The organism is Sphingobium yanoikuyae (assembly GCF_034424525.1).
GTDB classification, from domain to species: domain Bacteria; phylum Pseudomonadota; class Alphaproteobacteria; order Sphingomonadales; family Sphingomonadaceae; genus Sphingobium; species Sphingobium yanoikuyae.
The window spans coordinates 1,307,592-1,327,794 of the sequence record NZ_CP139979.1; the positions used below are offsets into that span (position 1 = coordinate 1,307,592).

The 20,203-nt window shown below is 65.2% G+C and carries 19 protein-coding genes; 9 read left to right on the plus strand and 10 right to left on the minus strand.

Going from position 1 to position 20,203, the window contains the following annotated elements:
- Position 1 precedes the first annotated feature (1 nt).
- The 3 genes from U0025_RS06030 to U0025_RS06040 all read left to right on the plus strand — a co-directional run bounded on the left by U0025_RS06030 (position 2) and on the right by U0025_RS06040 (position 1,887).
- A complete protein-coding gene (locus tag U0025_RS06030; protein ID WP_004211999.1) occupies positions 2 to 976 on the plus strand; it encodes a carbon-nitrogen hydrolase family protein in 975 nt (324 codons plus the stop codon).
- Positions 973 to 1,563, plus strand: a complete 591-nt coding sequence (locus U0025_RS06035; RefSeq protein WP_004212001.1) for a GNAT family N-acetyltransferase — start codon at positions 973 to 975, stop codon at positions 1,561 to 1,563. Before U0025_RS06030 ends, U0025_RS06035 begins: the two co-directional genes overlap by 4 nt.
- Positions 1,564 to 1,641: 78 nt before the next feature.
- Positions 1,642 to 1,887, plus strand: a complete 246-nt coding sequence (locus tag U0025_RS06040) for a hypothetical protein (protein WP_004212002.1) — start codon at positions 1,642 to 1,644, stop codon at positions 1,885 to 1,887.
- A gap of 1 nt (position 1,888) precedes the next feature.
- Here U0025_RS06040 and U0025_RS06045 read toward each other — a convergent pair whose 3' ends face one another.
- The 5 genes from U0025_RS06045 to trmB all read right to left on the minus strand — a co-directional run bounded on the left by U0025_RS06045 (position 1,889) and on the right by trmB (position 7,193).
- On the minus strand, positions 1,889 to 2,065 hold the full coding sequence (locus tag U0025_RS06045; protein ID WP_004212003.1) for a hypothetical protein: 177 nt from the start codon (positions 2,063 to 2,065) through the stop codon (positions 1,889 to 1,891).
- Between the two features lies 1 nt (position 2,066).
- The gene (locus U0025_RS06050) at positions 2,067 to 3,389 is read right to left on the minus strand and encodes a chloride channel protein (protein WP_004212004.1); all 1,323 of its coding nucleotides are present in this window, start codon (positions 3,387 to 3,389) and stop codon (positions 2,067 to 2,069) included.
- 179 nt (positions 3,390 to 3,568) lie between these two features.
- Positions 3,569 to 5,338 (minus strand): tetratricopeptide repeat protein, encoded by a 1,770-nt coding sequence (locus tag U0025_RS06055; RefSeq protein WP_004212005.1) that lies wholly within the window; start codon positions 5,336 to 5,338, stop codon positions 3,569 to 3,571.
- A 79-nt stretch (positions 5,339 to 5,417) separates the two neighbouring features.
- The gene (locus U0025_RS06060; RefSeq protein WP_004212008.1) at positions 5,418 to 6,434 is read right to left on the minus strand and encodes an adenosine deaminase; all 1,017 of its coding nucleotides are present in this window, start codon (positions 6,432 to 6,434) and stop codon (positions 5,418 to 5,420) included.
- Between the two features lie 63 nt (positions 6,435 to 6,497).
- Entirely contained in the window at positions 6,498 to 7,193 is a 696-nt protein-coding gene (trmB, locus tag U0025_RS06065; protein ID WP_004212010.1) for a tRNA (guanine(46)-N(7))-methyltransferase TrmB, read from the minus strand.
- A gap of 494 nt (positions 7,194 to 7,687) precedes the next feature.
- Between trmB and U0025_RS06070 the strand changes: the two genes are divergently transcribed.
- Positions 7,688 to 9,769 carry a calcium-binding protein gene (locus tag U0025_RS06070; RefSeq protein WP_037491343.1) on the plus strand — a complete coding sequence of 694 codons (2,082 nt, stop codon included), beginning with the start codon at positions 7,688 to 7,690 and terminating at the stop codon, positions 9,767 to 9,769.
- A gap of 480 nt (positions 9,770 to 10,249) precedes the next feature.
- On the opposite strand, the gene U0025_RS06075 is transcribed toward U0025_RS06070, so the two are convergent.
- From U0025_RS06075 to U0025_RS06095, 5 genes are all read right to left on the minus strand, one after another.
- Positions 10,250 to 12,451, minus strand: coding sequence for a DUF3141 domain-containing protein (locus U0025_RS06075; protein WP_004212014.1), 2,202 nt, complete (start codon positions 12,449 to 12,451; stop codon positions 10,250 to 10,252).
- A 201-nt stretch (positions 12,452 to 12,652) separates the two neighbouring features.
- Complete coding sequence (gene metK / locus U0025_RS06080; protein ID WP_004212015.1) at positions 12,653 to 13,852, minus strand: methionine adenosyltransferase; 1,200 nt, start codon at positions 13,850 to 13,852, stop codon at positions 12,653 to 12,655.
- A gap of 57 nt (positions 13,853 to 13,909) precedes the next feature.
- Positions 13,910 to 15,451: an apolipoprotein N-acyltransferase gene (gene lnt, locus U0025_RS06085; protein WP_004212016.1), complete on the minus strand. Its 1,542-nt coding sequence runs from the start codon at positions 15,449 to 15,451 to the stop codon at positions 13,910 to 13,912.
- 10 nt (positions 15,452 to 15,461) lie between these two features.
- Positions 15,462 to 16,097, minus strand: coding sequence for a YqaA family protein (locus tag U0025_RS06090; RefSeq protein WP_004212017.1), 636 nt, complete (start codon positions 16,095 to 16,097; stop codon positions 15,462 to 15,464).
- A gap of 11 nt (positions 16,098 to 16,108) precedes the next feature.
- On the minus strand, positions 16,109 to 16,630 hold the full coding sequence (locus U0025_RS06095; protein WP_004212018.1) for a GNAT family N-acetyltransferase: 522 nt from the start codon (positions 16,628 to 16,630) through the stop codon (positions 16,109 to 16,111).
- A gap of 114 nt (positions 16,631 to 16,744) precedes the next feature.
- Here U0025_RS06095 and U0025_RS06100 point away from each other — a divergent pair, with 114 nt between their 5' ends.
- From U0025_RS06100 to U0025_RS06120, 5 genes are all read left to right on the plus strand, one after another.
- Entirely contained in the window at positions 16,745 to 16,987 is a 243-nt protein-coding gene (locus U0025_RS06100) for a hypothetical protein (protein WP_004212020.1), read from the plus strand.
- A gap of 130 nt (positions 16,988 to 17,117) precedes the next feature.
- Positions 17,118 to 17,894 carry a hypothetical protein gene (locus tag U0025_RS06105; protein WP_004212021.1) on the plus strand — a complete coding sequence of 259 codons (777 nt, stop codon included), beginning with the start codon at positions 17,118 to 17,120 and terminating at the stop codon, positions 17,892 to 17,894.
- Between the two features lie 83 nt (positions 17,895 to 17,977).
- Positions 17,978 to 18,295, plus strand: coding sequence for a hypothetical protein (locus U0025_RS06110; RefSeq protein ID WP_037491346.1), 318 nt, complete (start codon positions 17,978 to 17,980; stop codon positions 18,293 to 18,295).
- Positions 18,296 to 18,530: 235 nt separating this feature from the next.
- On the plus strand, positions 18,531 to 19,526 hold the full coding sequence (gene hemB / locus U0025_RS06115; protein ID WP_037491349.1) for a porphobilinogen synthase: 996 nt from the start codon (positions 18,531 to 18,533) through the stop codon (positions 19,524 to 19,526).
- Between the two features lie 7 nt (positions 19,527 to 19,533).
- Positions 19,534 to 20,121, plus strand: coding sequence for a gamma carbonic anhydrase family protein (locus U0025_RS06120; RefSeq protein ID WP_004212025.1), 588 nt, complete (start codon positions 19,534 to 19,536; stop codon positions 20,119 to 20,121).
- Positions 20,122 to 20,203: the final 82 nt, after the last annotated feature.

Below are 20,203 nucleotides of genomic sequence, written 5' to 3' on the forward strand. Positions count from 1 at the left end.
CTTGACCCACATCCGCGTTGCCGCCGCCCAATATCCGATCGAGCAGGTGCAGAGCTTCGCCGCCTGGCAGGAAAAGCTGACCCGCTGGGTGGAGGAAGCCGCCGCGCTGGGCGCGACCCTGGCGATCTTTCCCGAATATGCGGCGATGGAGCTGGCCGGGATCGATCCCGAGCGGGCGGCCGACCTGACCGCCTCGCTCGACCTGGTGATGCAGTTTGGCGAGGCCTATGACCGCGTCCATGCCGAGCTTGCGGCGCGGCTCGACATCATGATCCTGGCGGGTAGCCGGCCGGTAAGGGAAAGCGACGGCCGGATCGTCAACCGCGCGCGTCTCTTCTGTCCCGACGGCACCACCGGTCATCAGGACAAGATCATGATGACCCGGTTCGAGCGCGAGCGCTGGGGCATCAGTGGCGGCGACAGCATCAACCTCATCCACACGCCGATCGGGCCGGTCGGCATCTCGATCTGCTATGACGTCGAATTTCCGATGATCGCGCGGGCGCAGGCGGAGGCGGGCGCCAAGCTGATCCTGACGCCATCGGCCACCGACACGATGCAGGGCTATTGGCGGGTGCGGATCGGCGCGCAGGCCCGGGCGATGGAAAATCAATGCTTCGTCGTTCAGTCGCCCAGCGTCGGCATGGCCCCCTGGCTGCCCTGCATGGACGAGAATTTCGGCGCAGCCGGTGCCTTCGGCCCGCCCGATGGCGCGATGCCTGATGATGGCGTGATCGCGCTGGGGCAGGCGAACGGCCCGGCCTGGGTGGTGGCGGACATCGACCTGGCCATGGTCGACCAGTTGCGTGCGGATGGCACGGTGCTGCCCTTCCGCCACTGGCCCGAACAGCATGTGCCCTTCCACATCATCCAGAATGGCGCGGGATCGGACGTGATCGCGCAGATGGCCAGCGATGCCGCGCGCGACGATGCGCCGGCCGCGCCGCAAATCGAAGATCAGGAGATTGCAGAATGACCGAGCCGTCGATCATCGTCGACCGCGTGACCAGCGATGCGCAGGGACTTGAGGCGCTGGCGACGCTGCGCATCCGCATCTTCCGTGAGTGGCCCTATCTCTATGAGGGCGATGCCGCGCATGAGGAGGAATATCTCCGCGATTTCCTGGCCAGCGACAAGGCGACTTTGGTGCGGGCGCGGATCGGTGAGGAGCCGGTCGGCATCGCCACAGCCTCGCCGCTGGCCGGCCAGCCCGACAGCCTGGTCGCGCCGCTGGTGGCGGCGGGCGTCGATGTCGCGCGCAGCTTCTATTTCGGCGAGTCCGTGCTGCTGCCGGCCTATCATGGCCGCGGCATCGGCCACGTGTTCTTCGACGCGCGCGAGGCGGCAGCGCGCGACGCTGGCGCCGATTTTGCGATCTTCTGCGGCGTGGTGCGCCAGGAGAACGATCCGCGCCGTCCGGCCGACGCCCGCGACCTTGCCCCCTTCTGGCGCAAGCGCGGCTATGCGCCGGTCGAGGGCGCGCTGTGCGAGATGAGCTGGAAGGAAATCGGCGGCAGCGAAAAGGTCAGCCACCCGATGCAATTCTGGATGCGGGCGCTGTAAGGGGCAGGGCGGTTCCGGGGGCATGGCGGCGAAAGCTTTCCCTTGATTTCGCGCGCGGTGGGTGGTGATGGGATATCCATGATTATCTCGACCATCCCCTGGGACCAGCCTGCCACCATGATCGACCTGGATGGCAAGGCGCCGCTGATCGCGACGGTGCGCGATTGCGTCATTCATTATGGCCTGTTCAAGCCCTTCGCCAAGGAACAGGCGCGGGTGCTGCTGACCCAGCCGGTGCATCGCGAGGGGCAGAAGACCCGGACCTGGCTGCTCAATCCCGATGAAATCCAGCAACTGGCGGACAAGCTGCGCGCCGAGAGCTGAGCTAGCGGCGGCGGCCGGCCTGGAGCAGGGCGTAGAAGGTCACCGCCGAAAAGCCGATCGCGCCGATCAGGCCGATGGCGGCGCCGATCCAGGCGCCGTCCATGCCGGCCAGCAGCTGGCCGGCGAGAAAGCCGATAATCGGCAATATCATCAGGAGCAGGCAGCCGAGCGCCGCCATGTCAGCGGTTCGCTTCGGCGGCCTTGGCCCGCTCCAGGAAGTTGCGGGACAGGCCGTGATAGAGGCGCTCGCGACAGAATATCTGCGCCGATGCGTCGGCGACCAGTGCGGCGCCCAGCAGCGGCAGCATGAAGCCGCGGCTGCCGGTGGTTTCCGAAATGATGATGACGGCCGTCAATGGCGCACGCACCACGCCGGTGAAATAGGCGACCATGCCGAGTAGCACGACGGCGCTTGCCGGTTCGCCGGGGAAGATCCAGCGCAGCAGATTGCCGAACCCGGCGCCGGTGGCGAGCGAGGGGGCGAAGATGCCGCCGGGAATGCCGGAGACGCTGGTGGCGAGGGTGCTGAGGAATTTGGCGGGGGCGAACCAGAGCGGCTGGTCGCCGCCCGCGATCATGGTGCGGGCCGGGGCATAGCTGGTGCCCCAGGTGAGGCCGGTGGCCACGCCAATCGCCGCCACCAACAGGCCACAGCCGCCGGCGAACAGCACCGGATGGGCCCGCATCCAGTCGGTCATGCGATTGCGCGCGGTGGCGGCATCAAGCGCCAGCCGGGCGAACAGGCCGCCGGACATGCCGCCAAGAATGCCCGCCAGCAGCGCGACCGGCACTGCCGATTGCAGCGGCAGATGGGCGGCGACCGCGCCGAAATAGACATAGTCGCCAGCGACGCCGAGGCTGACCATGCCCGAGATGATGACCGCCGTGATGACCAGCAGGGTCATGCGCTGCTCATAGGCGGAGGCCAGTTCCTCGATCGCGAAGGCAATGCCGGCGAGCGGCGTGTTGAAGGCGGCGGCGACGCCGGCCGCGCCGCCCGCGACCATGACGGACGCGCGCAGCGGCACGTTCAGCAGGGCGTGGACGCGGGCAAGGATGGCGGCGGAAATCTGGACGGTGGGGCCTTCGCGGCCGACCGATGCGCCGACTAGCAGGCCGGCGATGGTCAGCACGACCTTCAGCAGGGCCATGCGCAGGTCAACCAGGCAGCGGCCGACCTTTTCCGGCAATTGGGTGGCGGCGATCACCTGCGGGATGCCCGATCCGCCGGCAAAGGGCGCGACGCTGCGGGTGATCCAGGCGAGGGCGGCAAAGCCGAGCGGGGTCAGCAGCAGCGGCAGCCAGCGATTGGCGGTGGCCAGGCGATGGAAAGCCTCGGTCGCTTCGTCCGCAGCCCAGGCGAAGGCGAGCGCGGCGAGGCCCACCAGCACGGCGCCGCCGATCAGGGCGAGGCGGCGACGGAACAGCAAGGATGTCGGCCCGCTATGGCGCAGCAGCGCGCGGGCGCGGCGGCGGCTCCAGCGCTGGCCGGGGCGGCTCATGATGGACGTTGCGCGCCGGGGCGCGATTGACGCAGGACGCGGAAAGGGGGCGGCGCGGATGCCATGGCGCGAATATCGATCCCGGTGGGCTGGACGCGCCCTCCCTACCAGCAAAATGGGCGATGGCCAGTATTTTCCGGCTATTTGTCCATTTTGCCGATCGACAAGCGGATCGCCCCTCAGAGCCGGTCCATCCGCAGCCAGTCGGGATTGCCGGACCAGGCGCTGGTCAGGGCCTTGCGGGCAGCGGCGGCCTCTGCCTCATGTCCTTGTGCGGCTTCGGCGCGGGCGAGGCCGTAGAGCGACCAGCCATTATTGGGGGCCTGGATCAGTGCCTGGCGGAAAGCGGCGCTGGCATCGTCGGGGCGGCCAGCGAGAAAGAGGGCAGCGCCGAGCGACTGATGCACCGGATAATACCAATAGGCCGGTTCCTGATAGGGGATCCTGCCCTCCAGCGCGATCGCGGCGCGATAATGATCGGCGGCCTGCGCATAGCGATGCTGGGCGGTGGCGAGACGGCCGCGCGCGACCGCGGTGGCGAGCGCGATCAGGTCAGGGGCGGGGACGCCCTGCGCAATCATCGGGGCCAGTGCATCGGAGCGGGCGAGCGCGCTCATTGCCGCGACCTCCGCATCGAAGCCGCGCTGGTCGCGCTGCTGGGCACGGGCGACGGCGCGGGCATAATGGCGCATGGCGATGGCATAGGGCAGGCGCGGATCGGGCGCGGGCAGGGCGAGGATGTCGGCGGGCGCGGCGAACTGCGCCATGGCCAGATAGGGGGCGGCGTCGATCGCCTGGATCCAGGCGATGGCGGCGGAGGTTGCGGGATCGAGAATGACGCGCAGGCGGCGCGCCTCCCGCATCGCGCCATCCATGTCGCCTGCCATTTGCGCGGAGGCGACGATGAAATGGACATTGTGCGGATAATAGCCGTAGCGCACCAGGCTGTGGTCGTCGGTGGCGCGAATGAAGACTTCGTCGGCGCGGGCGGCGGCGATGTTGACGCGGATCGAGTCACGATAGCGGCCGACGACCTGATAGATGTGGCTCGGCATATGGACGAGATGGGCGGCGCTGGGCACGCCATCGGCGGAGAGGCGATCGGCGGCGGCTTCGGCGCGTTTTGCATCGCTCGCTTCGAGCAGATGGATCATCAGATGCGCCGCCTGGACATGCGCGGGATTGCGCGCCTGCACCGTTTCGACCAGGCGGATGGCAGCGCCGGCGCGCCCGATCGGGGTCTTGCGGTCGGCCTCCCAATAATTCCACGGGCTGGTGTCCATCGCCGCTTCGGCGGCCAGCAGGGCGACATCGTCATCGGCCGGGAAGCGCGCGGCAAGTGTCAGCATCGCATCGGCATAGGCGCCGTCGAGCGCGGCGCGGTCGGCATCGGGATGACGGGCATAGCGTAGCGCCGCCGCCTCGATCAGGCCGCGCTCCATCGGTGACGCTTGATCGTGCAATATTATCGCCCGGTCCATCGCGGCGAGCGCGGCGCCCCTGTCGCCGGCATCCATCGGTGCATTGATATTGGGGCCGAGCGCCACCGCCTCGCCCCACCAGCAAAGCGCGCAGGCCGGATCGAGCCGTTGTGCCGCACGGAAGGAGCGGACCGCGCCGGCATGGTTGAAGCCGTACATGAGCAGCAGGCCCTGGCTGAAATAGCGGCGCGCCTGCGGATTGGCGGTGGTCAGCGGAAAGCGCGAATGGGTGAGATCGTCGAACAGCGGGATCGGCGGTGCGTCGGCGATCGGCTGGGCGGCGGCGGCCGCGATCAGCAATTCGCGGGCGAGGGCGGACCCGACCCGCGGGCCGCTGCACAGGCTGCGGGCGAGGCGGACGGGATCGAGCGCGGCAAGAGTCGCGGGCGAGAAGGCCGGTGCGATCGATACCGAGGCGAGCGACAGGCCGATGCCCAGCGCGGTCGCTGCCCTTATCCAGTCAGCCATGCGTCCGGCCCTTCCCCAAAAGCCCGCCATCCTGTGAGACAGACTATATCATCGGGGAAGGGGGCAGTAAATCAGGGCCTCAATGCGCCTGTTCGAGATAGGCGTCGATGGTCGCCAGATGCGCGTCCTTGGCCTGCTGCGGCAGGAAGGAGCCGGTGATGCTGTTGCGCGCCAGCAGGGCGACCTGCTCGCGGGACAGGCTGCGGGCGGCGGTGACGGCGCGATAATTGTCGTTGAGATAGCCGCCGAAATAGGCCGGATCGTCGGAATTGACCGTCGCACGCAGGCCCATCTCCAGCATCCGGTCGAGCGGATGGCTGGCGATGTCGTCGATCACGCATAATTTGAGGTTGGAGAGCGGGCAGACGGTCAGCACCATTTGCTCGTCCACCAGTCGCTCGACCAGGGCATCCTCTTCCAGCGCGCGATTGCCATGGTCGATCCGGTCGACCTTGAGCAGGTCGAGCGCTTCCCAGACATAGGCGGGCGGCCCTTCCTCGCCGGCATGGGCGCACAGCTTGAGGCCGGCTTCGGCCGCGGCCGCGAAGACGCGGGCGAATTTCTCGGGCGGGTGGCCGACTTCCGATGAGTCCAGTCCCACCGCCTTGATCTGCGGCAGCCAGGGGGTGGCGGCGCGCAGCGTGTCGAACGCCTCTTCCTCGCTCAGATGGCGCAGGAAGCTCAGGATCAGGTCGCTGGTGATGCCATGGCGTTCTTCCGCATCCCGCATGGCTGACAGCAGCCCCTCGATCACATGGGCGAAGGGCACGCCGCGCGATGTGTGTGCCTGCGGATCGAACATGATTTCGGCATGGACGATATTGTCCTGCGCCGCGCGATCGAAATAGGCGGCCGCGAGATCGTGGAAATCCTGCGGCGTGCGCAGCACATTGGTGCCGGCATAATAGATGTCGAGGAAATCCTGGAGATTGCCGAAATCATAGGCCTGGCGGATCTCGTCGATCGAGCCGTAAGGCATGGTCACGTCGTTCCGCCGGGCCAGCGCGAACATCAGTTCGGGCTCCAGCGTCCCTTCGATATGGAGGTGCAACTCTGCCTTGGGCAGTCCGGCGATGAATTGGTCGATGTCGGTCATGGGGCCTCTATACAGGATCGACCACCATGGCACAGGAGCAGGCCGTGCGAAACGACCCGCGCCTCATTTCCGGCGATAGCGGAAATACCAGACCTCATGACCCAGACGTCGAGCCTTGGCCTCATAGCGGGTTTCGGGCCATCCGCCCGGACGGGTCAGGAAATCCTTGGGGTCGCTTGCCAGCCAGTCGAATTCGGGATGGCCGTTCATCACCATCAGCGCCCAGCGCAGATAGACCGGATGATCGGTGCCGAAGCGGAACTCGCCGCCAGGCTTGAGCTTCCTGGCGATCATGTCGACCGGGCCGGGGTTCATCATCCGCCGCTTGGCATGGCGCGCCTTGGGCCAGGGATCGGGATGGAGCAGATAGACGAAGCTGAGCGATCCGTCGGGGATGCGGCTGAGCACATCGAGCGCATCGCCCATATGCAGCCGGACATTGCCGAGCGCGCCGTCGCGGATATGGCCGAGCGCCTGCACCACGCCGTTCAGGAACGGCTCGCAGCCGATGAAGCCATGGTCGGGCAGCATGTCGGCGCGATAGGCCATATGCTCGCCGCCGCCGAAGCCGATCTCGAAATGGAGCGGGCGGTCATAGCCGAACAGGTCGGCGGCCGTGACGTCGCCTTCGGCCGGCACCGATACGGCGGGCAGGAGGGTATCGACCAGTTCCTGCTGTCCCTTGCGAAGCTTGGGGCCGGACTGGCGGCCGTAGAGGCGGTTGAGGGTCGTGGGATCGCCGGATTTATGCGCTGTCATGAGGTGCGCCGATAGCGGGCGCGAGGCGCGGGGGCAAGCCGATCGCTGTTGCCAAGTGGCGCAACGTCATGAATATAAAGAGGGGATTATCTTAGGTCGCAAAACTGCTGATCGGTTTGTGCAAGAACCGGCCCTAATCGCAAAGGAGAGCGGCAATGACGGATTTTGTGGGTGGACCAGAAGACAATATTTTCAATCTGACACAATATGATGGTTCGTCCAATGTGGACGGGGGGGATGGATATGATATTCTGAACCTTACTTATCCCAATATCTACGTTGTTCGTGATGCTTGGCGTATGGTTCTCAATGAAGGGTATGCTAGGAATTTAACAAGTTATTACACGAATGATGTTGTTTTTGAAAATATCGAGTTGCTGACGATAACGGCTCCAATAGTTCACTCGTCAGGCTACGTCGAAATCATCGTCAATACGGATAGGGTCAATGCTCTGATTGACGGTAATGGCGGGGGGCGAATAACGCTGGACTATATGGCGGAATCCGTCGGTCGGACGTTTACCTATGATCATGATGGCCTGAATGCCTATGGGCTGGTGACCTTCAAGAATATCGCGGGACTCCAGATCCTGGGCGGCACGGGTGATGATATCCTGAGCGGAGACCCTGACAACGCGGAAGGGGGGACCATCACCATAATCAGCGGTGCCGGCAACGATATATTGGATACCGGGGCCTATTCCGGCTGGCTTTATGGCGGATTGGGCAACGACATACTATATTCGCGCAGCCCCTTTGCGAGAGTGGATGGCCAGTGGGGCGACGATATTCTCTATGGCATCACCGGCTCAGGCTCGTTGTTCGGTGGAACCGGCAACGACACATATATCATCGATGGCGTCTATATCGCTGTCACCGAATATGCCGGAGAAGGTGTGGATGAGGTCCGCACCAGCCTGGCCAGCTATCTGCTTCCGGCCAACTTCGAAAAACTGACGGGCACATCGGCATCAGGGCAGGCGCTGACGGGCAATGGCGGCGATAATTATATCGTCGGCAATGTCGGCATCGACACGATTGCCGGGGGTGCGGGCAATGACGTGATCGAGGGTGGTGAGGGCAACGATATATTGTCGGGCGAGACCGGTGTCGACAGCGTCAGCTACGAGCATGCCGTGGGGGCGGTCCAAGTGTCTTTGCAGGCGGGCATCGCAACCGGGGGAGCCGGCAACGATCAGTTGTGGGATTTCGAAAATGTCATCGGTTCGGCCTTCGCGGATGTGCTGACGGGGAATGACGGCAATAATGTGCTGGCCGGGCTGGCCGGTGACGACATCCTGTCGGGCGGCGCCGGCATCGACACGGCGAGTTACGAACAGGCGGCCGCCGGGGTGCAGGTTTCGCTGCTGGCCGGCTTGGCGACCGGCGGCGCGGGCAATGACACGCTGTCGGGGATCGAGAATATCCGCGGCTCTGCCTATGCCGACATGCTGACCGGCGATCACGGGAACAACGCCCTGTCGGGCCTGAGCGGCGATGACCTGATCGAGGGCGGCGCGGGCGATGACATATTGTCGGGTGGCGTGGGCATCGACAGCGTCAGTTACGAACATGCCGTTGCCGGCGTGCAGGTGTCGCTGGCAGCCGGCGTGGCGACCGGCGGCGCAGGAAATGACACGCTGTCGGAATTCGAGAATATCCGCGGCTCTGCCTATGCCGACATACTGACCGGCGACAACGGCGTTAATGTCCTGTCCGGACTGGCCGGTGCCGACCAGATGATCGGGCTTGGCGGCGACGATGAATATTGGGTCGACAACCAGGGCGACGTGATCGTCGAGGCGGTGGGCGGCGGCTATGACCGGGTCTTTGCCAAGGTCGACTATACGCTTGCTGACAATGTGGAATCCCTGACCCTGATCGGCCGGGGCAATATCGACGCCTATGGCAATGACCTGGACAATATACTGACCGGCAACAGCGGCAACAACCGGCTGCGCGGCTTTGGCGGCGAGGATTATATGGCCGGGGGTGCCGGCAACGACATTTATCATGTCAACAGCTGGGGTGATCAGGTGGTGGAGGCGCCTGGCGGCGGCACCGACCTGATCGTCAGTTCCATTTCGATCGACCTGCTGGCCTTGCCGGATGTGGAGAATGTCACGCTGGTGAACCGCTGGAACATCAACCTCAACGGCAATGCACTGGATAATGTGCTGGCAGGCAATAGCGGCGACAATGTCATTCGCGGCTTTGGCGGCAACGACGTGCTGAGCGGTGGTGCCGGGCGCGACTCCTTCGGCTTTGACGCGGCGCCGGGGGCGGGCGATCTGGTTCAGATCACCGACTTTTCCGTGGCGGACGACATCATCCTGCTGTCGCACGACCAATTCGGTCCGATCGGCAGCGGGAGTGGTGGCTGGGGCTTGCTCGACCCCGATTCCTTCGTGATCGGCAATGTCGCGGCCGATGCGAACGACCGCATCCTCTATGACAGCGCGACCGGGGCGCTCTTCTATGATGCCGATGGCAACGGGGCGGAGGCGGCCGTGCAGTTTGCGTTGCTGACCCCGGGGCTGGCCCTGACCAGCGCGGATTTCAACGTGATATTGTGAAGTCATTCCATCCCTTCCCGCCACCTTTCATGCAGTGGGGTGGGGGAAGGGACAGAGGACAAGGACCATGGGATGCCGAACAGGGGAGAGCGGCAGGATGGCCCTTGAAGCTGGCTAGCCGTGGTGCGACCCGAAGGCTGGCCGGGAGGCAAGGCCCGACCGGTCTGTCCAGTTCGTCAGGTCACTTGCACTTGGCGAAGCGGCCCTTGGCGTCCTTGCAGGGGCCCTTTTTCGGGGCCGCCTTTGGCGGACATTTGACGAACTTGCCCTTCGCATCCTTGCAGGGAGCTGCCAGTGCAGGAGCGGCACTGCCAACCAGAAATGCAAGGCTGATGAAGGCGGTAGCAAGAGGACGGGTCATGGCGTTGCCCTGGGTGGAGGGTGCCGGGCTCGACAGGGGTGCGAGCCCGACGCCCTCTCTATGCGCGGTTCCGCGGGCGCAGGCCAATGAACTTTTCGTCATGTTCCGGACAGGATGGCTCAGCCACGGCCGGCATCGGCCGCAGCATTGAACAGGTCGAGCATGGCGCCCAGACGGGCGGCCTCCTCCTGCGTCAGTCCTTCGTCCCGGTCGAACAGGGCGGCAAGCTTTTGCCCGCCGGCGCGGACTGCATCGGGATCGACGCGGGCGAGCAGTTCGGGAATGCCGGCGATCGCGCCATCGGGATCATGGCGCAGCAGCTTGGCCTGCTCGCGCACCAGCGCCCGGAACAGCGGCAGGGTCATGCCTGCGGGCAGCATGTCGATATGCAGGCGGCGCGCCTCCTCGAACCGGCGGGCGTCGGTCTGCTCGCGGGTGCGCAGCACGTGGAAGATCGCCCGCAACTGCGCTTCCGGCAGGCCGCCTTCATGCAGTTCGGCGCTGAGATGCGCCATTTCCTCGGCAACGAAGGCGCGATGTTCCGGCGTGTCGCCGGGGTGATGGCGGGGCGGGCGGCCATCCTGCGGGGCGACGCCCATGGCGGCCTGAACCAGCGGCGCGCCATAGATCGTATCGAAGCTGAGTGCCTGGAGCCTGTCGCGGGCATCCCGATAGGCGTCGAGCGCGCCGACCATCATGTTCGACACCATGGTCTGGCCGGCCAGGAAGCCATTGTCGGGCGCGACCGGGCGCCGATTGTCGCGCACGACCCCGGCCCAGCCCTCGATCAGTTGCGCCATGGGATGGTCGCTCGACCAGCTGTAGGACAGGCGCATCGGGTGCCATTGCACCAGCCAGTCGGCCAGTTGCGGGCTGGCCATCGCCTGCACCAGCGGCTGGGCGAAGCGGCGATACAGTTCCAGATTGGCTTCCGACGCACGGCGGGCGGCAACGAAGCGCCGTTCGCTGTCGAAATCCTGCTGCACGATCGCCTGGACATCGGCGATGCCGCGCCGCTGGATCGCCAGATACTGGCCGTCATCATCCACGGCGCCGGGCAGGGCGCCGTCTGGATCCTGTTGCACCGTCGCCTGATAGAGGCCGGCGGGCAGCACATCGATCAGGTCGATGGCGCTGACGAATTCGCGATGCTCCTTCCGCCCGACGCTGGCCGAGACGAAGATGCCGAGATGGCCGATACTGTCATGGGTGGCATAGATGATCGTCTGGTCATGGCTGACGATCTCCGCATCGTTGCGGTAGAGATCGGTGATCCAGCCCAGGGCCTGGGGCGGCGGCGTGATATTGTCGCCATGCGAGCAGAAGACCAGGATCGGCGAGCGGATGTTGCGCAGGTCGATGCGGATGCCGTCCGAGGTCAGCAACTGGGCGGTGGCGAGCCGGTTGCCGATGAAGAGATTGTCGACGATATACTGCATCTCGACATCGTTGAGATAGACATAGCCGCCCCAATATTTCTCGAAGCCGAGATAGCGTGGGGCTTCGGTATCGACCCGGGAATAGAGGGTATAATCCTTTTTCCAGAGTGTGTTGGCAGGGTCGAGATTTTCGAAATTCTGCACCAGCCAGGCGCCGTCGAATCGGCCCGCGCCCATGTCGCCGGTCATCGCCGTCGCCCAACTGCCGCCCATCAGGCCGCCGCCATAGCGCATGACATTGTCGCCCGCCCAATAGGAGAGCGGGGCGCCGGCGACGATGATCGGGCCGAACAGGTCGGGCCAGACCGCGGCGGTCATCAATATCTGCCAGCCGGCCTGGCAATTGCCGATCACCACCGGCTTGCCGTCGGCGGAGGGGTGGAGTTCGCCGACATGGGCGACGAAGGCGGCCTCCGCCCGCATCACATCCTCCACCGTCTGGCCCGGAACCGGATTGGGGGTGAAGCCGATGAAATAACAGGGATGGCCCTCGCGCAGGGCGGCGCCGATCTCGCTGTCGGGCTTGAAGCCGCCAATGCCGGGGCCATGGCCGGCGCGCGGATCGACGACGATGACCGGGCGCTTGGCGGGGTCGACCGGCAGGCCCTCTGGCGGGGTGATGCGGACCAGGCCATAGTTGACCGGGCGGGGCAGATCGGCGCCGGACAGGATGATCTCGCCGTCGAAATTCAGCACATGGGGCACGCGTTCGGCCAGATGCGCCTTATACTGGTCGCCGCGCTGGCGCTTGACGTCGGCGAACAGGACGGCGCGTTGCAACGCGTCGACGCCATAGTCGAAGGCCTGGCCGAACCAGTCGAGCGGCGGCCAAAGCGGGATGGAAGCGGTGGATGATGTGGGTTCGCTGGTCGTCCTGGGCATGGCTGGCCTTCCGAAACGCGTTCAGACGTCGCGGCGGACCCCCATTCCTGACCGCACTGCATCATAACCCCGAGTCATGACAATGCGATGGAAAATCGTCTAATTTCGACAGGTCGATAGCAACTTGTGGCGGACATGCGAAAAGGGCGCGGAAAGCATAGCTCTCCGCGCCCCTTGCTATTGGACGTCAGACCGCAGGCTTCAGGCCAGCTTCGCCTTGAGCGCGTCGACCAGATCGGTCTTTTCCCAGGGGAAATAGTCGCCGTCGGGCGTGCGGCCGAAATGGCCGTAGGCGGCGGTCTTCTGGTAGATTGGCTTGTTGAGGCCGAGATGGGTGCGGATGCCCTTGGGCGTCAGGCGCACCAGGGTCGGCAGCACGGCTTCGATCGCCGAGGCTTCGACGGTGCCGGTGCCGTGCAGGTCGACATAGAGCGAGAGCGGCTCGGCGACGCCGATGGCGTAGCTGAGCTGGATCGTGCAGCGACGGGCGAGGCCGGCGGCAACGATGTTCTTCGCGAGATAGCGGGTGATGTAGGCCGCCGAACGGTCGACCTTGGTCGGATCCTTGCCGCTGAACGCACCGCCGCCATGGGGCGAAGCGCCGCCATAGGTGTCGACGATGATCTTGCGGCCGGTGAGGCCGGCGTCGCCGTCGGGGCCGCCGATTTCGAACAGGCCGGTCGGGTTGACATAGATGGCTTCGTCGCCCGGCAGCCAGCCTTCGGGCAGGACATCGGCCATCACGCCCTTGACGTAAGCGCGCAGCTCGGCGCGGCTGTCGTCATTGTCCATGCCGGCGGCATGCTGGGTCGACACGACCAGCGCGGTCGCGCGGACCGGCTTTTCGTCGATATATTCGAGCGTCACCTGGCTCTTGGCATCGGGTTCCAGGAAGGGAACGACCTTGCCATGACGGTCGGCCGCCATGCGTTCCAGGATCTTGTGCGAATAATAGAGGGTGGCGGGCATGAGGTCGGGGGTTTCGTCCGACGCATAGCCGAACATGATGCCCTGGTCGCCGGCGCCTTCGTCCTTGTTGCCGCTTTCATCGACGCCCTGCGCGATGTGCGCGGACTGGCCGTGGAGGTTGTTCTCGAAGCGGAAGGTTTCCCAGTGGAAGCCGTCCTGCTCATAGCCGATGCGCTTCACGGTGGCGCGGACGGTCGCTTCGATTTCTTCCTTGGCGCCCGGTGCCCATTCGCCATTTTCATAGACGCCCTTGCAGCGGATTTCGCCGGCCAGGACGACGAGCTGGGTCGTGGTCAGGGTTTCGCACGCGATGCGGGCTTCGGGATCCTTGGACAGGAACAGGTCGACGATCGAGTCGGAAATCTGGTCCGCGACCTTGTCGGGGTGGCCTTCGGAAACGGATTCCGAGGTGAAGAGGAATTGGTTACGCATGAGACTCCCGTAAGACATGGGCGGACGAAAGGATATAAAGAAAACTTTATGTGGTTATTAGCTTTTGCCTTTGCGCAAGGCAATAGCCGTGCCGATCAACAGGATCAGGAAGGCGAAGGGCGCCCAATTGCCGATCCGCGCGAACAGGGTGGCAGGCAGCGGTGGCGGCAGGCGGCTGTCGAGATAGCCGGCGCGATGGCTGGACAGTGAATGCAGCACATGGCCGCGCGCATCGACGATGGCGGACACGCCGGTGGGCGTGGCGCGGATGATCGGCAGCCCTTCTTCCAGCGCGCGCAGCCGCGCCTGGGCCAGATGCTGGACCGGGCCCCAACTGCCGAACCAGGCGTCGTTGGACGGGTTGAACAGGAAGTCCGGGCGATGGGCGCGATCGACCACCTGGCCCGAGAAGATGATCTCATAGCATATCTGCACGCCCATCTTGAGCGACGGGCGGCCAAGGGTGGCGGGCAGGGTCAGGCTTTGCGGGCCGGGGCCGGGCCAGAAGTCGACATCGCCGGGCACCAGCCGCGACAGGCCGATCGGCTGGAGGATGGAGCGCATCGGCAGATATTCGCCATAGGGGACGAGATGCGCCTTGTCGTAGCGGGCGGCAAGCTGGGCATCGGGGGTGACGACGAACAGGCTGTTGTTGGCGCCGGCCAGTTCGGTCGTGCCATAAGGCCCCTTGTCCTTGAAATAGACCTTGGTCGCGCCGGTCATCAGCAGGTCGCCCGGCCCCATCAGGTCGGCGAGGCGCCAGCGCCATTCGGGTTCCATGTCGAGATAGGCGGGGATCGCCGCTTCCGGCCAGAAGATCAGGCGCGGGGCAGGGCGGGGCTTGCCCGACAGGGTCGCGAGGGTGCGGAAATGCGCCTGTTCAAGCTCGGCCGAATATTTCTCGTCCTGGCCGATATTGGGCTGGACCACGCGGATCAGCGGCGCGCCGGCGGGCGTCGTCGGCGCGGGCGAGAGCTGGCCCCAGAGCGCGAGGGCGACGAGCGGCACGGCAATGGCGGCGGCCGGACGATATTGGCGGCGCGCCGCCAGCAGGCAGGCGCCGGCAGCGAGCAGTACCAGCGCGCCCAGGCCATAGGTGCCGATCAGCGTCGCGGCGATCGCGGCGCCGGTCGGCAGCAGGGTGACGCCCAGCGGGTTCCAGGCAAAGCCGGTGAAGATGGTGGCGCGCGCATATTCGCTGGCGATCCAGCAGCCGGCGAACAGCAGCAGGAAGGCCGGGCCGGTTAAGGCGAAACGGCGCCCGGCCCACCATGCGCCCAAGGTCGCGAGACCGGGATAGACGGCGAGATAGAGCGAGAGCAGGACCACCGCGCCATAGCCGAACCAGTGCGGCATCGCGTCCTGATAGGTGAAGGCGTGGGCGATCCAGTTGAGGCCCAGGGTGAAATGGCCGACCCCAAACAGCCAGCCGCGCAGGAAAGCGGCGCGGCGATCGGGCGCGCGCTCGATCAGCAGGATGAGCAGCGCAAAGCAGCCGATCGTGACCGGCCAGAGTTTCAGCGGCTCGAAACCGGTCGCCGAGAGGAAGCCGGCGAGCAGGGCAGCAAGCCGGGGATGGCGCGCGAGCAGGGCGTTCATTTGCGGCGGATCAGGAGATGGTGGCCATGGTGGCGTTGGAGCAGCGATCGCTCTTTTGCCCGCCGCCCGACAGCATCGACGCCGCGACGAAACCGCCGACCACCAGCACCAGGAACAGCGCCGACAGCGGTGCCAGATATTTCTCGATGAACGCCTTGATCGGGCGACCGAACTTCCAGAACAGGAAGCCCACGATCATGAACTGGAAGGCGCGGGACAGGATGCTGGCCCACAGGAAGGTGAAGAGCGACAGGCCGATGAAGCCCGCCGTGATGGTGATCAGCTTGAACGGGATCGGGGTCGCGCCCTTGATCAGGATGATCTCCGCGCCATAGTCGCGCAGGTAGCAGGCCGCGACCGGGAATTTCGCCGACAGGCCAAGGAAATGCAGGATCTGCGCGCCGACCGCCTGATAGAGGAAATGGCCGATGCCATAGCCGAGCAGGCCACCCAGCACCGAAGCGATGGTGCAGATGAGGCCATAGCGGATCGCCTTTTCCGGCCGCGCCAGGCACATCAGACCCAGCAGCGGATGCGGCGGGATCGGAAAGAAGCTGGATTCCATGAAACTGAAGGCAAACAGCCAACGTTCGGCGTGCGGGTGAGCGGCCTTGGCCAGCATCCACTGATAGAGCTTGGTGAGCATCGCGAGCGGGCCTAGCTCAGTTGCACGGGAGCCGCCAGCGCTTTTGCCAGGACGACCATTTCGAGCGGCGGATCGAGCGGGATGGGGAAGGGGCGCTTCTCGTTGGTCAGCACATAGCCACGTCGCTGATAATAGGCGATCAGCTCGGGGCGCCGGTCGATCACCGTCATCTCGATCGTCGTCGCGCCGAAGTCGCGCGCAGCCTGATCCTCTGCCGCAGCGATCATGCGGCGGCCAAGACCGGCGGCCTGAAGCTGCGGATCGATGCAGAGCAGGCCGAGATAGGCGACGCCCTCCTCGCGCTTGGTGATCTGGACGCAGCCGATCGGCATGCCCTTGTCGTCGATCGCGACCAGCAGCCGGTCGGTCGGGCTGGCGAGGATCTCGTGCAATTCCTCGATATCGGTGCGGGCGCCGGTCAGCAGGTCGGACTCGAATGTCCAGCCGGCCCGCGCCTCGTCGCCGCGATAGGCGCGCTCGATCACGCGGTGGAGCAGGGGCAGGTCGGCGGGGGCGGCAAGGCAGATATCCATGGCCCCGCCTTTAGCGGGGCGGCGATGGCTGCAAAAGCCCTGAAGAATGGATGCGGCGCTGCTTGATCGGGGCACTCCGCTCGCGATAGGATCGGCGTCAAAGAGGAGAGTGACATGCAGGACATGGGCGAGGGCAGTTGCCCCTTCAGCTTCAACATGGACCCGGCCAGCTTCAAGGTCGGCGATTCGGTCAGCTATCGGGTGACCGGCAGTCTGGAGGGCTTTCCCTTTGCCGGGGTGCTGCTGGAAGTGCATGACGACCATGTCGTGCTGACCTCCGATGTCGACGACAAGGCCAGCCGGATGCGCGCCACGCGCGAGAGCCGGCCGGTGGTGCGCGAAGAGGATGTCTGCTGACGGACAGGGCGTCCGGACAGGGCGTCGGCCGGCCAATCCAACCACATTACCGATTTGTCAGCCGCCACGGCGTTGACTGTGCGGTGCCGTCTGGGCATGACGCGCAACGCATAGAGACCGGTCGGCACGCTTGATAATTTCGCATATTCCCTGGGACAAGTTGCGGCAGCGGGCCGGCGGCCTGGCATTCGCGCTGGTGCTGAACGCGATCCTGCTGCTGGCGCTGCTGACGATGGCGCCGCATATCGACCCCAAGAAGGTCGAGGATCGCAATCCGGTGAGCTTCGATATCGAGCCGGCCAAGCAGGCGAACAAGGAAAAGTCCAAGGCGCAGAAGGCGGAAAAGCGCGAGCGGGATACCGCCGCGCCCAAGCAGAAGAGCGAACCGGTGGTGACGCCGCCCCGGCCGGTCGAGACGCCGAGCGTGCAGCCGCCATCGCCTTTCCCCTTCATCACGCTCGACAGCCGCCAGATGGCCGCGGCCGACATCGGCAAGATGGAAAAGAAGACGGCCGGCGTCGGCGACAGCGGCACCGGCAATGCCAAGGCGATCGTCGGGCCGGGCGAGGGGCCGGGCGGTGTGCAATTGTTCGAGGCGGAATGGTATCGCCGGCCGACCCATGCCGAATTGTCCAGCTATCTGCCCGCCAATGCGCCGTCGCAGGGCTATGGCCTGGTCGCATGCAAGACGATCGACCATTATCATGTCGAAAATTGCCAGATGATCAGCGAATATCCGACCGGATCGGGCTTTGGCCGCGCCGTGCGCCTGGCCGCCTGGCAATTCCTGGTGCGCCCGCCCCGCGTCGACGGCAAGCCCCAGGTCGGCGCCTGGGTCCGCATCCGCATCGATTATACCCGAACGGTTATCGGTGGTAGCACCGGCGCGGATGATGACGGGCGCTGAGGCGCGGTAGGTCGGGTAGCGGCTTAAAAGGATGTTCGGGTTCGCGGATTGCGGACGTTCTGGTTCAGTGGCAGAGTTTCCCGATGACCAGAGCGGAGTTTCAGCGAAGCGCCTCGCCACAGTTATTGGCAGACGTTCGCATGTATACAACGGAAGAAGGTGGTCGGTCCCAACCTGCCCATCCCGGTTGGGGCTGCCCTTGCATGATTTCGCGAAGCGAACCCCTCATCGGCTGGGATGCAATTCTTCTTCTTGGGGAAGATAGCTTGCATCCCGGAGACAAGCGAAGGCTGGGCTTCTATTTTCTGTCGGGCGAAAGCGCGGCTGCGAAAATGCGGCAGGCGGCGCATTTCTACCTTTGGGAAGGCAAGTTCATAGGCGAAGCGATCGTCGTCGGCTGACGACCAGAAGCGGACATGTTCCAACTCCTCCCCAAGCTTGTCTTGGGGAGGTGGCAGGCGCGTAGCGCCTGACGGAGGGGCACGTGCCTATTAACGCTGCGCTATTGGGCCTGTGCCCCTCCACCATTTGCTGCGCAAATGGTCCCCCAGGAATGCCTTGTTTCCACCCCATCGCCCCAGGGCAGGACAATCGGTCCGGCTTGATCCGCTTGGGGCTGCAGCCTACACCCGCGGCATGACTATTGCCTCCTATCCGGCGCTGCGCATGCGCCGTACCCGTGCCACCGCCTGGAGCCGGGCGATGCATGCCGAAAACCGCCTGTCGCCCAGCGATTTCATCTGGCCCCTGTTCGTGACCGAAGGGGACGGCGTCGAGGAGCCGATCGCGGCGCTGCCCGGCGTGTCGCGCTGGTCGGTCGACCTGATGGTGGCGCGGGCGAAGGAAGCGCGCGACGCCGGCATTCCTTGCCTTGCCTTGTTCCCCAATACCCAGGCCGATCGCCGCAGCGACGATGGCGTCGAGGCGCTGAATCCCGATAATCTGATGTGCCGGGCGATCCGCGCGATCAAGGATGCCGTTCCTGACATCGGCGTGCTGACCGACGTGGCGCTCGACCCCTATACCGCCCATGGCCAGGACGGGCTGCTCGACGAAACCGGCTATGTGATCAATGACGCGACGATCGACATGCTGATCGGCCAGTCGCTCAACCAGGCAGCGGCGGGTGCCGACATCATCGCGCCGAGCGACATGATGGACGGTCGGATCGGCGCGATCCGCGAGGCGCTGGAGGAAACCGGCCACGCCAATGTGCAGATCATGGCCTATGCCGCCAAATATGCCAGCGCCTTCTATGGCCCGTTCCGCGACGCGGTGGGATCGCGCGGGCTGCTGAAGGGCGACAAGAAAAATTACCAGATGGACCCGGCCAATGGCGAGGAGGCGCTGCGCGAGGTGGCGCTCGACCTGGCCGAGGGCGCGGACAGCGTCATGGTGAAGCCCGGCCTGCCCTATCTGGATATCGTCGCGCGCGTGCGGGATCGTTTCTCCGTCCCGGTCTTCGCCTATCAGGTGTCGGGCGAATATGCGATGATCGAACATGGCGCCGCCGCCGGGTCGGGGGACCGCGATGCGCTGATCCTGGAAACGCTGATGGCGTTCAAGCGGGCGGGCTGTTCGGGCGTGCTGACCTATCATGCGCTGCACGCGGCGCGGCTGCTGAACGGCTGAGGCGCAGATGACCGATCATCCCGCCGACCATCCTGATGTTTCGATCATCCCGCTGAACGGCAAGGTGCCGCTGATCCATCCCAGTGCCTTCATCGCGCCGGGATGCCGGATCATCGGCGATGTCGAGATCGGCGCGGATGCCAGCATCTGGTATAATTGCGTGATCCGGGGCGATGTGAACCATATCCGCATCGGCGCGCGCACCAACATCCAGGACGGAACGGTCGTCCATTGCGACAGCCCCGGCGACGGCCGGCCGGGCTATCCGGCAGAGGGCTATCCCACCATCATCGGCGAGGATGTGCTGATCGGCCATATGGCGATGGTCCATGGCTGCGTGCTGGAGGACCGCGCGTTCGTGGGGCTGGGCGCGATCGTGATGAGCGGCTGCACGGTGGAGAGCGACGCGATGCTGGCGGCCGGCGCGCTGCTCTCGCCCGGCAAGACGGTACTGCACCGGCAGCTCTGGGCCGGGCGCCCGGCCAAATATATGCGCGACCTGACCGACGAGGCGATCATCACCATGCGCGAGGGCGTCGACCATTATGTCCATAATGGCAAGGCGCATAAGGGCGCGGTGCGCCAGATGGGGTGAGGCGCGGCCTATTTTGGTTGCCGGCGGACAATGATCACCCGACCAATTGTCCGACATTATTTTGCGAAAATTGCGTGAATTA

Excerpts from the sequence above, each read along its gene's own strand:
- U0025_RS06035 (WP_004212001.1), top strand. The coding sequence starts at position 973 with ATGACCGAGCCGTCGATCATCGTCGACCGCGTGACCAGCGATGCGCAG.
- U0025_RS06040 (WP_004212002.1), top strand. The coding sequence starts at position 1,642 with ATGATTATCTCGACCATCCCCTGGGACCAGCCTGCCACCATGATCGAC.
- U0025_RS06045 (WP_004212003.1), bottom strand. The coding sequence starts at position 2,065 with ATGGCGGCGCTCGGCTGCCTGCTCCTGATGATATTGCCGATTATCGGC.
- U0025_RS06050 (WP_004212004.1), bottom strand. The coding sequence starts at position 3,389 with ATGAGCCGCCCCGGCCAGCGCTGGAGCCGCCGCCGCGCCCGCGCGCTG.
- U0025_RS06055 (WP_004212005.1), bottom strand. The coding sequence starts at position 5,338 with ATGGCTGACTGGATAAGGGCAGCGACCGCGCTGGGCATCGGCCTGTCG.
- U0025_RS06060 (WP_004212008.1), bottom strand. The coding sequence starts at position 6,434 with ATGACCGACATCGACCAATTCATCGCCGGACTGCCCAAGGCAGAGTTG.
- trmB (WP_004212010.1), bottom strand. The coding sequence starts at position 7,193 with ATGACAGCGCATAAATCCGGCGATCCCACGACCCTCAACCGCCTCTAC.
- U0025_RS06070 (WP_037491343.1), top strand. The coding sequence starts at position 7,688 with ATGGCGGAATCCGTCGGTCGGACGTTTACCTATGATCATGATGGCCTG.
- U0025_RS06075 (WP_004212014.1), bottom strand. The coding sequence starts at position 12,451 with ATGCCCAGGACGACCAGCGAACCCACATCATCCACCGCTTCCATCCCG.
- metK (WP_004212015.1), bottom strand. The coding sequence starts at position 13,852 with ATGCGTAACCAATTCCTCTTCACCTCGGAATCCGTTTCCGAAGGCCAC.
- lnt (WP_004212016.1), bottom strand. The coding sequence starts at position 15,451 with ATGAACGCCCTGCTCGCGCGCCATCCCCGGCTTGCTGCCCTGCTCGCC.
- U0025_RS06090 (WP_004212017.1), bottom strand. The coding sequence starts at position 16,097 with ATGCTCACCAAGCTCTATCAGTGGATGCTGGCCAAGGCCGCTCACCCG.
- U0025_RS06095 (WP_004212018.1), bottom strand. The coding sequence starts at position 16,630 with ATGGATATCTGCCTTGCCGCCCCCGCCGACCTGCCCCTGCTCCACCGC.
- U0025_RS06100 (WP_004212020.1), top strand. The coding sequence starts at position 16,745 with ATGCAGGACATGGGCGAGGGCAGTTGCCCCTTCAGCTTCAACATGGAC.
- U0025_RS06110 (WP_037491346.1), top strand. The coding sequence starts at position 17,978 with ATGACCAGAGCGGAGTTTCAGCGAAGCGCCTCGCCACAGTTATTGGCA.
- hemB (WP_037491349.1), top strand. The coding sequence starts at position 18,531 with ATGACTATTGCCTCCTATCCGGCGCTGCGCATGCGCCGTACCCGTGCC.
- U0025_RS06120 (WP_004212025.1), top strand. The coding sequence starts at position 19,534 with ATGACCGATCATCCCGCCGACCATCCTGATGTTTCGATCATCCCGCTG.